Annotated in this window: 10 protein-coding genes; 3 read left to right on the top strand and 7 right to left on the bottom strand. The window is 60.9% G+C overall.

Annotated features, from left to right (window positions below; translation table 11 throughout):
• Positions 1-187 precede the first annotated feature (187 nt).
• The 3 genes from BAMB_RS18080 to BAMB_RS18070 all read left to right on the top strand — a co-directional run bounded on the left by BAMB_RS18080 (position 188) and on the right by BAMB_RS18070 (position 6,898).
• Positions 188-712: a metal-dependent hydrolase gene (locus BAMB_RS18080; protein ID WP_011658612.1), complete on the top strand. Its 525-nt coding sequence runs from the start codon at positions 188-190 to the stop codon at positions 710-712.
• 259 nt (positions 713-971) lie between these two features.
• On the top strand, positions 972-5,498 hold the full coding sequence (locus tag BAMB_RS18075) for a DEAD/DEAH box helicase (protein ID WP_011658611.1): 4,527 nt from the start codon (positions 972-974) through the stop codon (positions 5,496-5,498).
• 128 nt (positions 5,499-5,626) lie between these two features.
• Positions 5,627-6,898, top strand: coding sequence for an APC family permease (locus BAMB_RS18070; RefSeq protein WP_011658610.1), 1,272 nt, complete (start codon positions 5,627-5,629; stop codon positions 6,896-6,898).
• A 161-nt stretch (positions 6,899-7,059) separates the two neighbouring features.
• Here the strand turns inward: BAMB_RS18070 and BAMB_RS18065 are convergent, their stop codons facing one another.
• The 7 genes from BAMB_RS18065 to BAMB_RS18055 all read right to left on the bottom strand — a co-directional run bounded on the left by BAMB_RS18065 (position 7,060) and on the right by BAMB_RS18055 (position 14,815).
• A complete protein-coding gene (locus BAMB_RS18065) occupies positions 7,060-9,957 on the bottom strand; it encodes a hypothetical protein (RefSeq protein ID WP_127456273.1) in 2,898 nt (965 codons plus the stop codon).
• A gap of 11 nt (positions 9,958-9,968) precedes the next feature.
• On the bottom strand, positions 9,969-10,760 hold the full coding sequence (locus BAMB_RS35395; RefSeq protein ID WP_127456271.1) for a hypothetical protein: 792 nt from the start codon (positions 10,758-10,760) through the stop codon (positions 9,969-9,971).
• Between the two features lie 167 nt (positions 10,761-10,927).
• Complete coding sequence (locus tag BAMB_RS35390) at positions 10,928-11,491, bottom strand: hypothetical protein (protein ID WP_011658608.1); 564 nt, start codon at positions 11,489-11,491, stop codon at positions 10,928-10,930.
• Between the two features lie 231 nt (positions 11,492-11,722).
• A complete protein-coding gene (locus BAMB_RS35385) occupies positions 11,723-12,037 on the bottom strand; it encodes a hypothetical protein (protein WP_127456268.1) in 315 nt (104 codons plus the stop codon).
• 36 nt (positions 12,038-12,073) lie between these two features.
• Positions 12,074-12,346 carry a hypothetical protein gene (locus BAMB_RS35380; protein WP_127456266.1) on the bottom strand — a complete coding sequence of 91 codons (273 nt, stop codon included), beginning with the start codon at positions 12,344-12,346 and terminating at the stop codon, positions 12,074-12,076.
• A 221-nt stretch (positions 12,347-12,567) separates the two neighbouring features.
• Positions 12,568-13,443, bottom strand: coding sequence for a hypothetical protein (locus BAMB_RS35375; RefSeq protein WP_127456264.1), 876 nt, complete (start codon positions 13,441-13,443; stop codon positions 12,568-12,570).
• A gap of 4 nt (positions 13,444-13,447) precedes the next feature.
• Positions 13,448-14,815, bottom strand: a complete 1,368-nt coding sequence (locus BAMB_RS18055) for an HlyD family type I secretion periplasmic adaptor subunit (protein ID WP_227739374.1) — start codon at positions 14,813-14,815, stop codon at positions 13,448-13,450.
• Positions 14,816-14,822 lie beyond the last annotated feature (7 nt).

Here is a 14,822-nt window from a genome sequence, read left to right as displayed (position 1 = left end):
GGCCGATCCTCGTTGCAATGCAAAAATCCGAAAGTTGCAAACCGCGGTCCCCTCATGCCGGCCATGCAAAAAAACGGCGCCAGAGCCGCCCGCTGTGCCGGCCGATCTGAGAAGATAGCGCCCCGCTTTCGCGCTGCGTTCAGGCTTTCGCTCGCACGCCGCTTCACGTTCGTTCGTCTCGTTCCCTATGGCATCACACAATGCGCATCACGCGTCCGGCTTCGCGGCCGGCGTCGCCGCCGCCGTCCTCGTCGCCCAAACCGGCGCGACCGGCCCCTGGCACACTGGCCTGCTCGCCGCGTTCGTGGCCGGCGTCGCGGGCGGCACCGCGCCCGACTGGCTCGAAGTCGCATGGTGGACCCGCAAGCGCCGCCTGTGGATCACGCACCGCACCGTCACGCACTGGGGCATCGGCTGGATCGCGCTGCTCGCGCTCGGCTGGCACGGGCTCACGCATCATCCGCATCCGCTGTGGGCCGCGCCGCTGTTCGGCTTCGCGTGCGGCGGCGTGATGCACCTGCTCGCGGACTGGCCGAATCCGCTCGGCGTGCCGTGGATCTGGCGGCGTCACTCGCTGAATCTGTGGAACAGCGGACACTGCGACCTGATCATCGTCGCCGCTGCATGGGGCGGCACGCTGTGGCTCGTGCAGTCGCTGTGGACGCGCGCACCATTCCTCGAACACTGGCTCGGCTGGCTGCATCGCGTGTAATGGCGGACCGGGCCGGGCACCCACCCCGCCGCGCACACCGAACGCAAGCGCCACTCCCTTTCGCTGATCCGGCACCCGTGACCGAACGGGTGGCGTTGCACACGCACGCCTATTGAAACGCCGGCACTGCGCCTCATCTGCATCTACGAGGCGCGCGTATTCTCCCCGCCCCAGGTGCCCGGCGCGCAGTTGCGACGTCTGGCACACTGACGATTCGCGCGCGGCCGCCCGTGCGCTCGCACCCTATTTCAACGCTCCGATGGACGTCACCGCCACCCGCCCCGCCCACGCGCTCGACGTGTTCCACCCGGCCGTCGCCGCATGGTTCCGTCGCACGTTCGCCGCGCCGACCGGCGTGCAGGCGCTCGCGTGGCCGCACATCAAGGCGGGCCGGTCGACGCTCGTGGCCGCGCCGACCGGCTCCGGCAAGACGCTCACCGCGTTCCTGTGCGCGCTCGATGATCTCGTGCGCGATGCGCTCGCGCACGACGGGGCACTGCCCGACGCGACGCTCGTCGTCTACGTGTCGCCGCTGAAGGCGCTGTCGAACGACATCCACGTGAACCTCGACGCGCCGCTCGCCGGTATCGCCGAATCGCTCGCGCAGCTCGGCTTGCCGGTGCCCGCGATCCGCACCGCCGTGCGCACCGGCGACACCCCGCAGGCCGAACGCGCGGCGCTGCGCAAACGCGCGCCGCACATCCTCGTGACGACGCCCGAGTCGCTGTACGTGTTGTTGTCCTCGACGTCGGGACGGCAGATGCTGTCGAGCGTGCGTTCGGTGATCGTCGACGAGATCCACGCGCTCGCGTCATCCAAGCGCGGCAGCCATCTCGCGCTGTCGCTCGAACGCCTCGATGCGTTGACGGGCCGCGCGTTGCCGCGCATCGGATTGTCGGCCACGCAGAAACCGATCGACGCGGTCTCGCGCTTCCTGGTCGGCGGCCCGGCCGATGCGCCGCGCGACTGCACGATCGTCGACACCGGCCACACGCGTGAACGCGACCTCGCGCTCGAACTGCCCAACGTGCCGCTCGGGCCGGTGATGGCGACCGACGTGTGGGACCAGGTGTACGACCGCATCGCCGCGCTCGCGGCCGCGCATCGCACGACGCTCGTGTTCGTGAACACCCGGCGCACCGCGGAGCGCATGGCGCGCCATCTCGCCGAGCGCCTCGGCAAGGACGCGATCGCCGCGCACCACGGCAGTCTCGCGAAGGAACATCGCCTCGACGCCGAACAGCGGCTCAAGCGCGGCGAGCTGAAGCTGCTCGTCGCGACCGCGTCGCTCGAACTCGGCATCGACATCGGCGACGTCGATCTCGTATGCCAGGTCGGTTCGCCGCGCGGGATCGCACCGTTCCTGCAGCGCGTCGGCCGTTCCGGGCACCAGGTCGGCGGCGTGCCGAAGGGCCGCCTGTTCCCGTTGTCGCGCGACGAGCTGGTCGAATGCGCGGCGCTGCTCGACTGCGTGCAGCGCGGCGAGCTCGACGCATTGCGGATTCCCGAGGCGCCGCTCGACGTGCTCGCGCAGCAGATCGTCGCCGAAGTCGCCTGCGCGGAATGGCAGGAGGATGCGCTGTACGCGAGCTTCACGCGTGCGGCGCCGTACGCGCGCCTGTCGCGCGAACGCTTCGACGAGGTCATGAAGATGCTCGCCGAAGGCTTCACGAGCCGCCGCGGCGTGCGCGGCGCGTATCTGCATCGCGACGTGGTCGGCGGCACGGTGCGCGGACGCCGCAACGCGATGATGACCGCGACGACCTCGGGCGGCACGATTCCCGACATGGCCGACTACGCGGTGTTGCTCGAACCGCAGGGCATCCAGGTCGGCACCGTCAACGAGGATTTCGCGGTCGAGAGCCTGGCCGGCGACGTGTTCCAGCTCGGCAACCAGTCGTACCGGATCATTCGCGTGGAAACGGGCCGCGTGCGCGTCGAGGACGCACAAGGCCAGTCGCCGAGCATTCCGTTCTGGCTCGGCGAGGCGCCTGGGCGCAGCGACGAACTGTCGGCCGCGGTCGGCCGGCTGCGCGCGCGGCTCGACGCGCTGTTCGCCGAAGGCGATCGCAACACGGATGCCGGCGGACGCAAGCGCGGTGCGAGCGGCGTGAACGGCGCGAATGGTGATGCAACCGGTAAGACGGCCACGCGCGGCAAGGCCAAACGAGCCGCCGAAGCCTCAACCGTCGCCGATTCGCGAAGCGATGCCGACGGCACCGCGATCGTCCCGGCCGAAAGCCGCCTCGCGCCGGCGCTGCGCTGGCTCGCCGACGATCTGCATCTGGCTCCGGACGCGGCCCGCCAGATCGTCGACTACCTCGCCCGCACGCGCGCGGCGCTCGGCGCGCTGCCGACGCAGGACACGCTCGTGATGGAGCGCTTCTTCGACGAGTCGGGCGGCACGCAGCTGGTGATCCATTCGCCGTTCGGCAGCCGCATCAACCGCGCGTGGGGACTCGCGCTGCGCAAGCGCTTTTGCCGCACGTTCGACTTCGAGCTGCAGGCCGCCGCGACCGACGACGCGATCGTTCTGTCGCTGTCGCTCGCGCACAGTTTCGCGCTCGACGAAGTGTGGCGCTACCTGCGCTCGGCCAGCGCCGAACAAGTGCTGATCCAGGCGCTGCTCGACGCGCCGATGTTCGGCGTGCGCTGGCGCTGGAACGCGACGACCTCGCTCGCGCTGCCGCGCTTCACCGGCGGCCGGCGCACCGCGCCGCAACTGCAGCGGATGAAGAGCGACGACCTGCTCGCGACCGTGTTTCCCGAACAGGTCGCGTGCCTGGAAAATGTCGTCGGCGAACGCGAGATCCCGCACCACCCGCTCGTCGACCAGACGCTCGACGATTGCCTGCACGACGCGATGGATACCGACGGCTGGCTCGCGCTGCTGCGCCGGATCGAGAGCGGCGCGATTGAACTGATCGCACGCGACTTGCCCGCGCCGTCGCCGCTCGCCGCCGAGATCCTGAACGCGAAGCCCTATGCGTTCCTCGACGATGCGCCGCTCGAAGAGCGCCGCACGCAGGCCGTGCAGTCGCGCCGCTGGAGCGACCCCGAGTCGGCCGACGATCTCGGCGCGCTCGACGCCGACGCGATCGATGCGGTGCGCGACGAAGCGTGGCCGCTCGTGCGCGATGCCGACGAAATGCACGACGCGTTGCTCACGCTCGCATGCGTCGCCGACAGCGAAGCGCGGGCGCACGACGGCTGGCCCGAGCGGCTCGCGGAATTGACCGAACGCCGTCGTGCGACGAAACTCGTCACACCGGATGGCGCCACGCTGTGGGTGCCGGTCGAACGGCTGGTCTGCCTACGCGCGCTGCATCCCGACGCCCGTGTTGCACCGGCGCTGAAGGTGCCGGCCGCATGCGCGCAGCCATGGGACGCCGACGCCGCGCTCGTCGACGTGATCCGCGCGCGGCTCACCGGATTCGGGCCGCTGACGCTCGACGCCATCGCACAGCCGCTCGGCCTGCCGCCCGCGGCGATCGCGACGGCGCTCGCCGCACTGGAGCGCGAAGGCTACGTAATGCGCGGCCGCTTCACGCCCGGCGCGACGACCGACGAATGGTGCGAACGCCACCTGCTCGCGCGCATTCATCGCTATACGGTGAAACGACTGCGCCGCGAGATCGAGCCCGTCGAGCGCGCCGATTTCATGCGCTTCCTGTTCCACTGGCAGCGCCTGACGCCCGATACGCGTGGAACCGGCCGCGACGCGCTCGCAGCCGTCCTCGAGCAGCTCGAAGGCTACGAAGCCGCGGCGAGCGCATGGGAAGACGCGCTCCTGCCCGCACGGCTGACCGACTATACGGCCGGCGGCCTCGACGATCTATGCCGCTCGGGCAAGCTCGTGTGGACCCGCATCGGCGCACCGGCCCGCGCGGCCGGCACGCCCGTGAAGACGACGCCGGTCGTGCTGCTGCCCCGCCGCCACCTCGGCGCATGGCAGGCGCTGCGCGACCCGGACGCGCAACCGGCGCTGTCCGCGCGCGCGACACAGGTGCGGGACGCGCTCGCCGCCCATGGCGCGATGTTCTTCGATGCACTGCTCGACGAACTGCACATGCTGCCCGTCGAACTCGAACAGGCACTCGGCGAACTCGTGTCGGCCGGCCTCGTGAATGCCGACAGCTTCGCCGGACTGCGAGCATTGCTGAAGCCGGCGGTCAAGCGCAGCGCGACGTATGCGCCGCGCACGCGGCGCGGCGGCGCACTGATCGGCGGGATGGACGATGCGGGCCGCTGGGCGCTCGTGCAACGCGTTTCGCCAACGAACGACGACGCGCCCACGCCGGCACCGAAGCGCGGTGCGCCCGCGACCGATCCCGACGCGCTCGAACACATCGTCTGGACGCTGCTGCGCCGCTACGGTGTCGTGTTCTGGCGGCTGCTCGAACGCGAAGCCGACTGGCTGCCGAGCTGGCGCGAGCTCGTGCGCGTGCTGCAGCGGCTCGAAGCGCGCGGCGAGATTCGCGGCGGACGCTTCGTCGCCGGGCTCGCGGGCGAGCAATTCGCGCTGCCGGAGGCAATCCCGATCCTGCGCGAACTGCGTCGCCAACCGGGCGACGGCCAATATGTGTGCGTGACCGGCGCCGATCCGCTGAACCTTGCCGGCACGCTGCTGCCCGGCGACAAGGTGCCCGCGCTGGCCGGCAATCGCGTGCTGTTCCGCGACGGCGTGCCCGTCGCGTCGCTCGTGGCGGGCGCGTTCCACTACGCGCCCGAGCTGACCCCTGCCTCGCGCGAGGATGCGCGCCTGCGTCTCGCCCGCCGCTACTGACATCGGCTGACACGCGGCACGTCGCGGACTACTGAACGCCGCGCCGCATCGCCGCGCCCGTTCGGGTAGCATCCCACGATTCACCGCGCGGACCGCGCCCAGAACAAGCCTTCCGGAGACTGCCTTTCATGCCTTCGCATGCCGATTCACCCGCCGTTCATCACGCGGGCTCGCTGACGATTTTCCAGGGCGCCGCGCTGTATATCGGCGCGGTGCTCGGCACTGGCGTCATTGCGTTGCCCGCGCTCGCCGCCGAGGTCGCGGGTCCGGCATCGCTGCTCGCGTGGGCCGCGCTCGTCGTGCTGTCGGGGCCGCTCGCGGCCACCTTTGCCGCACTCGGTGCGCGCTATCCGGACGCGGGCGGCGTATCGACCTACGCGCGCCGCGCATTCGGGCCGAAGGCCGCGGCGATCGTCGGCTGGTGTTTCTATTTCGCGGTGCCGGCCGGCGCGCCGGCCGCCGCGATGTTCGGCGGCGCGTATGTCGCGGCCGTCACGGGCGGCGGGCATGTCACAGTGATCGTCACGGCCGCCGCACTCATCGCCACGGTGTCGGCCGCGAATGCGTTCGGCGTGACGGTGTCGGGCCGCATGCAGCTCGTGTTGTCGGCGCTGCTCGTCACGCTGCTGCTGGCCGCGGTGCTCGCGTCCGCGCCGCATGCGCGCACCGCCAACCTGCATCCGTTCGCGCCGCACGGCTGGCTGGCGGTCGGCGAGGCGGCGGCGCTGCTCGTATGGAGCTTCGCGGGCTGGGAAGCGATCACGCACCTCGCCGCTGAATTCCGCCGCCCCGCGCACGACATGCCGCGCTCGGCCGCGATCGCGGTCGTGGTCGTCGGGTTCCTGTATCTGTCGGTCGCGGCCGCGAGCGTGACGGTGCTCGGGCCGTCGGCCGGCGCATCGGGCGCGCCGCTCGCGGAACTGATCGCGGGCGGCATCGGCGGTCACGCACGGGTGCTGGCGGCCACGGCCGCGGTGCTGCTCACGCTCGGCACGATGAATGCGTATTTCGCGGGTGCGGCCAAACTCGGCGCGGCGCTCGGGCGCGACGGCGCACTGCCCGCGTGGCTCGCGCAAGGCAGCCAGGTCGGCGGCGTGCCGCGCCGCAGTCTCGGCGTGATCGCGGTGCTGGCGGCCGTGGCGCTCGCGGCAACGACGCTCTCGGACGTCGGGCCGAAACCGCTCGTGCTCGTCACGTCGGGTTGCTTCGTGATGGTGTACGGGCTCGGCGCGGCCGCGGCGCTGAAACTGCTGCCGCGTGGCGGCATCGCGTACCGCTGCGCATGGATTTCGCTGGTCGCCGTTGCCGGGCTGTTTCTGACGACAGGGTGGTATATCTTGTGCCCGCTGCTGCTCGCGGGCGGTGCGTTGCTTTATCTGAGGTTGGCCGGGCGGCCATAGACCCCAATGAAGTTGTCACCGATTGCGAACCTGCCGCGTCATCTCTTCACCATAGCAGGGCTCGAATCAACGGCCTCCGATACCTACATGGTCGATATCCGAATCAGCCGACACCGCAGATATGTCCTGGACGAGACATACCTGCGCGTACATTGAAGCAATCAGATCTGGAACCCCCACCACAATTGAGCAGAAGGGAAGCCGCTACTTCCGGGAATATAGATGGTGTTGTTCTGGATCAAGTGTCCGTCGCCGGTGTAGTTTGAACTGGCGGTCAAGTGTCCCGATGAATCATAGCTTTTTGCATTGTACGTGCCATCACTGTTGTACGTGAACTTTGAGAACCCGGTAAGCTTGCCCGTTGAGGTGCTAAAGCGGTCAGCCTCGATCTGACGCCCCAGACCATCGAATATGTCACGTTCGAATAGTTTTCCATAGGAATACTTATAATAATCATAAACAATATGGTTCACACCGAAAAGTGCGACCATTTCATCTGAACCGTCAAACACATGAGCGATGAAACTCTTGTCAAGAGCAAAATCGTACCGATGCGTCGCCCGTCCGTTCGAGTAAAAAATGTCTTGTGTCTTGAACCCGCCCGCATTAAATGTCGCATATTCTGTCATCTGTCCATTGGTGCCGAACAGCGCTGCGAATTGTGAGCCATCGCTATTAAAGACGTGAGAGGCGTAGCTGCCATCGATATTGAAGTCGATCTGCTTGGTTGCCTTTCCGTCCGCGCCAAAGACGATATCCTGCGTCTTGACACCGGCTGCGTTGAATTTCGCATACTCGCTCACTTGACCATTGACGCCGAAAAACGTCGCCGTTTGCGAGCCGTCGGCATTGAAGTCGTACTTTGTGTAGCTCTTGTCCAGGTTGAAGTTGTACTGTTGCGTCGCCTTGCCGTCAGCACCGTAGAAGATGTCCAGTGTTTTGTTGCCGTTGGCGTTGAACTTCGCGTACTCGGTAACCTGGCCAGCCGCGCCGTACAGCGTCGCGGTCTGGGAGCCATCGGCAGCAAAGTCGTACTTCGTGTAGCTCTTGTCGAGGTTGAAGTTGTATTGCTGCGTCGCCTTGCCGTCAGCACCGTAGAAAATGTCCAGCGTCTTGAAGCCGTTGGCGTTGAACTTCGCGTACTCGGTTAGCTGACCGGTCGTGCCGTACAGCGTCGCCGTTTGGGAACCATCGGCGGCGAAGTCGTACTTCGTGTAGCTCTTGTCCAAATTGAAGTTGTACTGCTGCGTGGCCTTGCCGTCAGCACCGTAGAAGATGTCCAGCGTCTTGTTGCCGTTGGCGTTGAACTTCGCATACTCGGTTATCTGGCCGGTCGTGCCGTACAGCGTCGCCGTTTGGGAACCATCGGCGGCGAAGTCGTACTTCGTGTAGCTCTTGTCCAAATTGAAGTTGTACTGCTGTACCGCCTTGCCATTCGCTCCGTAGAAGATGTCCAGTGTCTTGAAGCCGTCGGCATTGAACTTCGCGTACTCGGTTAGCTGACCGGTCGTGCCGTACAGCGTCGCGGTCTGGGAGCCGTCGGCAGCGAAGTCGTACTTCGTGTAGCTCTTATCCAGATTGAAGTTGTACTGCTGCGTGGCCTTGCCGTTCGCGCCGTAGAAGATATCCAGCGTCTTGAAACCGTTGGCGTTGAACTTCGCGTACTCGGTCATCTGGCCGGTCGTGCCGTACAGCGAGGCGGTCTGTGAACCATCGGCGGCGAAGTCGTACTTCGTGTAGCTCTTATCCAGATTGAAGTTGTACTGCTGTACCGCCTTGCCATTCGCTCCGTAGAAGATGTCCAGTGTCTTGAAGCCATCGGCGTTGAACTTCGCGTACTCGGTTATCTTGCCGTTCACGCCATACAACGTTGCGGTCTGGGAACCATTAGCATTGAAATCGTACTTCGTATAGCTCTTGTCAAGGTTGAAGTTGTATTGTTGCGTGGCGTTACCATCCGCGCCATAGAAGATGTCCAGCGTCTTGAAACCATTGGCATTGAACTTCGCATACTCGATCATCTGGCCGGTCGTGCCGTATAGCGATGCAGTCTGCGAACCATCAGCGGCGAAATCATACTTCGTGTAGCTGTTATCGAGCTTAAAGTCGTACCGATGGGTTGCCTTGCCGTCTCCCCCAAAAAGCATATTCTGAAACTTGAATCCCGTGTAGTCGTATTTCGCTTGCTCCTGGATTTTGCCGTCGGCATTAAAAAGAGTCTTTGTTACGACTCCTTTCAGCGAAATTTCGCCATTCACCACCGCCCATCCGCCATCCAGCAGCGGAATGCCCTTCGTATCAATCGTGAATACCGGCTGGCCATCAAGTGTGAAGTTGGTGTACTTGATCATGTCGGCCTGGACCTTCTGCCAGTCGACGAGATTCGGATCCATGCCGGAATGCTGGATAATCCACCAATCCGCATAAAACTGGCTATACGTCAGTTGCAAGGCCGGGGACGGATGGACGGTGCCGTAGTATTTCCCCGCAGCATCGACTAGGGCCGAATCCGAATCGGCGAGCGCGTGAGCGGCAGCAGATCCCCACGTCACGCTTTTGACGTCGATGCCAACCGACTGAGCCAGTTGATTCAGTTGCAGCGTCAGCCGACTGTCGGATTGGTCCGAATGCATGTGGCCGGCCGCACCACCGGTCAACCCCAACTGGATGGCCACAATATATTCGGAAAGGAGCGCAACCCCTTCGTTCGACAAACCATTCGCGACGGCCTGATCCGGATTCAGTGCCAAAGAACCGCCCGTCCCGCCTGGCAGCAGCGCGTGTCCGAGTTCATGCGCCAGCGTGGTGGCGAATAAGGTTGCAGATTCGCTCCATGTAGGATCAAAAGCGATCTTCTTCTTGGACGAATCAGTAAAGATTCCCTTATTTGCCTCCCCCTTTACGAACTCCCAGTCGGGGTCGCGACCGAAGGCATTCAGTTCGCCGGCCAGGAACGGGGATTTTTCTGCTGCAATGATAATTGCGTTATACATCGGAGAATCCCGATTGAACACTGCAGCCAGCTTGTCAAGTGCTTTTTTTTCGAGAGCAACTGCCACTTTCACACCTCTTATTTCTTAATTTTTTTGATTTGAATAAGAACACTAGAAAGGCTACCGGCGGAGTTAAAGCCGATGGTAATTGCCCTATTTACTTGACCGTCTACCTGCTCGAACTTCCACGTTTCGTTTCCGTGAGGGGCCGTGGCTAGCCCCGGACCGCCATGAGGAGATGGCTGAGGCAGAACGCGAACAAATTTCTTCTCAAATATTTTCGCGGCAGCATAAAAATCTGGACCGCCTACATACATATGAAAATTCAAACCAGCCCTGACAAACTCTGCTTGATCAAGCTTTCCACCAACAAAATGTGCACCGGAAGCCGATCCACCAAAAAATTCGGATGTCTTTATTCTCGGAAAAATAGAATCGGATACAGCCCCCGAAATTGATATATTTTTTTCACGATCCTCGATATCATTATTTATATTGACTTTTTCCAGACTGAAAATATCATTCAGATTATCCTCGGTGTAGAATGAATCTTGCAGCAGAAGATCGCCATCAAAAATTATCTTGAGGTTTTGAGCAAATTCGACGGGAGTTTTCGGTCTAAATATCATTTTCCCCACCTCTTTTCCATTTTTCCGAAGAACAGACTGACTAGTTGTAAGATCAGCTTGTTGCGTGGAACTCAAATGGCTAGACAATGCAGGAGCTATTTGTGGTGTGTCATCCGGTCGGGTATAACCCAAACCTCCCGGCAACGCGACCAGCAGGTCGGATGCCGGCACTGGTTGCGCATAACTTATGTTGCTTGCCACCGTGGCGGTGGCCACTGCGGCTGCTGTCACAGCTTTCATTAGTCTTGCTCCTTTCAGAAACTGCGTTTAACAACCAGGCAAGGAGTTGATCCAACGAACTCCGACTTCACAAAATCATCATCGAAATGGATTTAATTTCGGTGGCTGCGCGGAAATTGCACGACCCGCTTTCCGATATCGAGTCGTCACGTTAACCTCACATCGATTTACGAATCCCGCCCTTGACCGGTTCGAGCAGATAATCGATTGCCGAGCGTGCATGCGTGCGGATATATATATTCCAATGCACCGACATAATCCGCCCGGTCGCCACGCACAACGATCTGTTGCCCATTATTCTGAAAAATTTCCCGGGCAACCAGCCAGTTGTTATAGGCTGCCTCCCTCTCCTTGTTTACACCGATGACTGCTGCAAGATCGAAGTCCTCTCGCATTTTTGCGCCATACTGCCTATTAATGTCTCGATCATGTGCATCGTTGATGTAGTGGCCGATTTCATGACTTAATACTCCGACAAAGACTCGTGATTCGAGCTGATCATAGGCCTTATTGTCATACCTCCCGAATTGAATGGTCTTAATTTTCGCGTCCCAGATCATACCACTCTCGCCCGCACTGACCTGAATAGGGTGAACCGCCTCTTTCAACACATCGTTATTGTATTTCAACAATGGATCCACAAGCGTGGGACTCCGATTGATCAGATCGAGTTCATCCTGAGTTATCTTGACGTTGACAAACATCGCCTCTTTACCGGTAATGACTGACATATTATTTATTCCTTTTTGTTATTTTGAAAAAATCCAAAACCACGAAGACACTCATCCTCTCCAAACTGGAAGTAAGCCCCGACACCCTTCATCTTCGGACTATCGTAAGAAAAGGTCGACCACGAAGCATGTGGGTTTACAGATCGATCGATCTTATGAAATACACCCCTCACATCAGCCGGACTAATACAAATCTCCGCCACATCCATTGATACAGAAATAAGGACGCGCTCAAAATTTCTGTCGCGGGGCCGAAAATATCCCATAATGAAAACTACGGAGTTGATATTCCTTTGCACCTCCCCTTTGCTTAACTTCACTTCGGTAGCCGAGAATTAATTGATCAGTACCTTCATAGACTGGCATCTCAGGACTCTTTACAAGATCAATCTGCAATCGCTTTCCAACAAAATCCACGTCGGTCAAATCTGTCGAGTCCACCACAGCTTTGATGCCAAACAGAATATCGTGTGATGAACGAGGTGACGCCAAACCTGCCTCATAATTCACACATGCCGCAAGGGCGATCAATCCAGGTACGAGCAAGAAAAGTGAAATCCTCCTCATTTGACACAAAGCCTTTTAGTCAAGACCAATTGATTTGGCATTTATAATTAGAGATGTCACCCGGGACGAATAATTAGAATCGACCGAACTCGAATACATTGCCATCGAATTTTTCAACTGAACGAAGCTAAGGCGACTCGTCAATGCAGGCGAAATTTCTGGAAACTCAACTGACTGCGCATGGCGCAGACTACTTACCAGGCGAGCAGAGGAAATTTCCGGCCGAGCAAAATCGATATTACTTTCCACCACCGCACCCGCAACACCGGTTACTTTCACGTCCTTCATGAGACTTACTCCTTTTAAAAAATCGCTCAATTTACAGATTACGGAATTTATCTGACGGACCCCGAATTCATGAAAAAGCACCTTGCCAAATACGTTATATCTTCGACCACCGCATCGAGCTACTCAGATTGGCAACACCCAACTGGACGTATACGCGTGTGCCTGCCTCAGTCCGTCGTAGACTGAGCACCTTCGTTTCAGAAACAAAACCTTCATGGCGGCTAGTTTCGTTGGCTCTCTGATTCGCCATCATTTTTATTTCTCTTAATCTCAACAATAACCCTAGAAAGCTCAGCATTCCGATTGAATCCAACTGTAATCGCCTTCTCGATTTGATCGTCTACCTGCTGGTACCGCAACGTCTGGTTTCCATGAGGTGCTGTTGGCGCACCTGGGCCACCGTGGGGCGATGGCTGCGGCGGAACAAGAACGAATCTCTTCGAGAATATTTTCAAGGTCGCCTCGAAATCCGGACCGCCCTTGTAAATTCCAAAGTTTATGGCTGCCGCGACCACACCCGATTGATGAATCGTTTTCCCGCCCCCAAATCCGGCACCGCGCATCGATCCTCCAAAGCGTTCTGACGCCTGTATTCTCGGAGATACCGAATCTGAAACGCCCCCCGAAATTGAAATATGTCGCTCAGCTCCGTTGCGGTCATCTAATACAGCCACCTCCTCGAGGTTAAAAATATCTTTCAGATTTTCAGCTGCATAAAATTTATCTTGAAGCAGGATATCTCCATCAAAAATCACCTTAAGATTCCCGACCAAATCGGCAGTATTTTTCGGCCTGAATATCATTTTCGTCGCCTCTTCACCCTCTTTCGAGAAAATTAATCTGGCAATTATCGAATCTAACTCTTCCGTAAACCCCAGATAGCTTTTCCATGAAGTATGCGGTTGATACACGTATTTGCGTTGTGCAGAATGCTGACTGCACGGCACCTTAGCCGACGCGTCGGACGCGGGTGCGGGCTCCGCATAACTATTGCTCGCGGTTGCGGTAACCACTACGACAACTAGTGCTGCAGCCTTCATCATCCTGGCCGCTAAAAACCACATATAAAAAGTCCTGGAGTCGATCCGATGCCCCATTGAATCAATCCCGCATCGACTTCCGAATCCCGTCCCTGACCGGTTCGAGCAGATAATCGAAGGCCGAGCGCGCATGCGTGCGGATATAAACCTCGGTCCGGAGCCCTGGCCCGAGTGCGACCGGCTCTTTGGCGAGACGGTTGGCCCTTTCCAGTGCTTGCGCCGGCACCTCGACCCGAACCACGTAGAACCGCGTGCGCTTGTCGCTGTCGGTCAGCGCGTCAGCCGAAATGTATGTGACCTTGCCGTCGAGCATCGGCGTGGTGCGCGAGTTGTAGGCCGTCAGCCGAACGTCGGCGTGGCTACCAGGCGCGATCTCGCGCACGTCGTCCGGTCGGATATTCGCTTCCACGATCAACGGCGCCCCTTCGGGGACAACATCAACGATCGGCTCGCGAGGCGCGATTACTGCGCCGATCGTGTGCACCTTCAAGCCAACGATCACGCCTGCCACCGGTGCCGTCACGCGGGTACGGGCAGACTGATCGCGAGCTGGGCGTAGCCGCTCACCAATCTGGATCGCGCGTGTGGTCGCTTCCTTAAGCTGGTCGTCAGCCGCCTTCACATAGTCATGACGTAGCCCGGCAATACGGAGTTCGAGATCAGTCTGCCGCTGTTTCGCGCGGCTCAGATCGGCGGCACCTGACTGGACGCGCGACAGTGCATCAGCCTCGGCCCGCCGCAAATCGAGCACCTTCGTTTCAGCAACGAAACCTTCCTGTTGCAACGTTTCGTTGGTCCGCCGCTGCTGGCGCGCCATGTCGTAGCTGCGGTTCATCGTCTGAATCAACTGCGAACTGATCGCGATTTCCTGGCGGGTCTGCGCCAGTTCGGTGCGCAGCATCGTGCTCTGGTCGGCGAACGCACGCCGGCGCGCGATGAACAGCGAAGACTCGCGTGCCAGCAACTCGGCAACGCGCGGATCGTCGCGCTGTTTCTCGAGCGCGGCCGGGAACGCCAGCGTTTCCTTCAGTTCGCGTTCGGCGGAAAGACGCGCAATCTTTGCCTGCTCCGCATCGAATTGCGCCTGCAACGCCGATAATTCGGCCGCCGGACTGACGTTGTCCAGCACAACCAGCACTTGGCCCGCCTTCACACGATCGCCATCCCGGACCAGGATTTGCTTCACGATCCCGCCCTCCAGGTGCTGCACTGTTTTGCGTTCGCCTTCGGTGCGCACCGAGCCCTCTGCGACGACGGCGCCAGAAATCGGCGCGAGCGCAGCCCCCACCCACATCAAACCCAGACCGACGACGAGACCGCCGACGCTGGCGCCGATCAAGCGGCGCGGCAACGGCAGCACGCTGCCGTCGGATGCCACGGAAGCGGGCCACCAGCGTTTCAGACGTTGGCTCACACGATGTAACGGCATGGATGTT

The sequence above is a fragment of the Burkholderia ambifaria AMMD genome (assembly GCF_000203915.1).
Taxonomy (GTDB): Bacteria; Pseudomonadota; Gammaproteobacteria; order Burkholderiales; family Burkholderiaceae; genus Burkholderia; species Burkholderia ambifaria.
This window is presented reverse-complemented; position numbering and strand designations above follow the sequence as displayed.

Coding starts and splice junctions, on each gene's coding strand:
- BAMB_RS18055 (WP_227739374.1), bottom strand. CDS start 14,815: ATGCCGTTACATCGTGTGAGCCAACGTCTGAAACGCTGGTGGCCCGCT.
- BAMB_RS18070 (WP_011658610.1), top strand. CDS start 5,627: ATGCCTTCGCATGCCGATTCACCCGCCGTTCATCACGCGGGCTCGCTG.
- BAMB_RS35395 (WP_127456271.1), bottom strand. CDS start 10,760: ATGAAAGCTGTGACAGCAGCCGCAGTGGCCACCGCCACGGTGGCAAGC.
- BAMB_RS35390 (WP_011658608.1), bottom strand. CDS start 11,491: ATGTCAGTCATTACCGGTAAAGAGGCGATGTTTGTCAACGTCAAGATA.
- BAMB_RS18075 (WP_011658611.1), top strand. CDS start 972: ATGGACGTCACCGCCACCCGCCCCGCCCACGCGCTCGACGTGTTCCAC.
- BAMB_RS18080 (WP_011658612.1), top strand. CDS start 188: ATGGCATCACACAATGCGCATCACGCGTCCGGCTTCGCGGCCGGCGTC.
- BAMB_RS35380 (WP_127456266.1), bottom strand. CDS start 12,346: ATGAAGGACGTGAAAGTAACCGGTGTTGCGGGTGCGGTGGTGGAAAGT.
- BAMB_RS35375 (WP_127456264.1), bottom strand. CDS start 13,443: ATGGGGCATCGGATCGACTCCAGGACTTTTTATATGTGGTTTTTAGCG.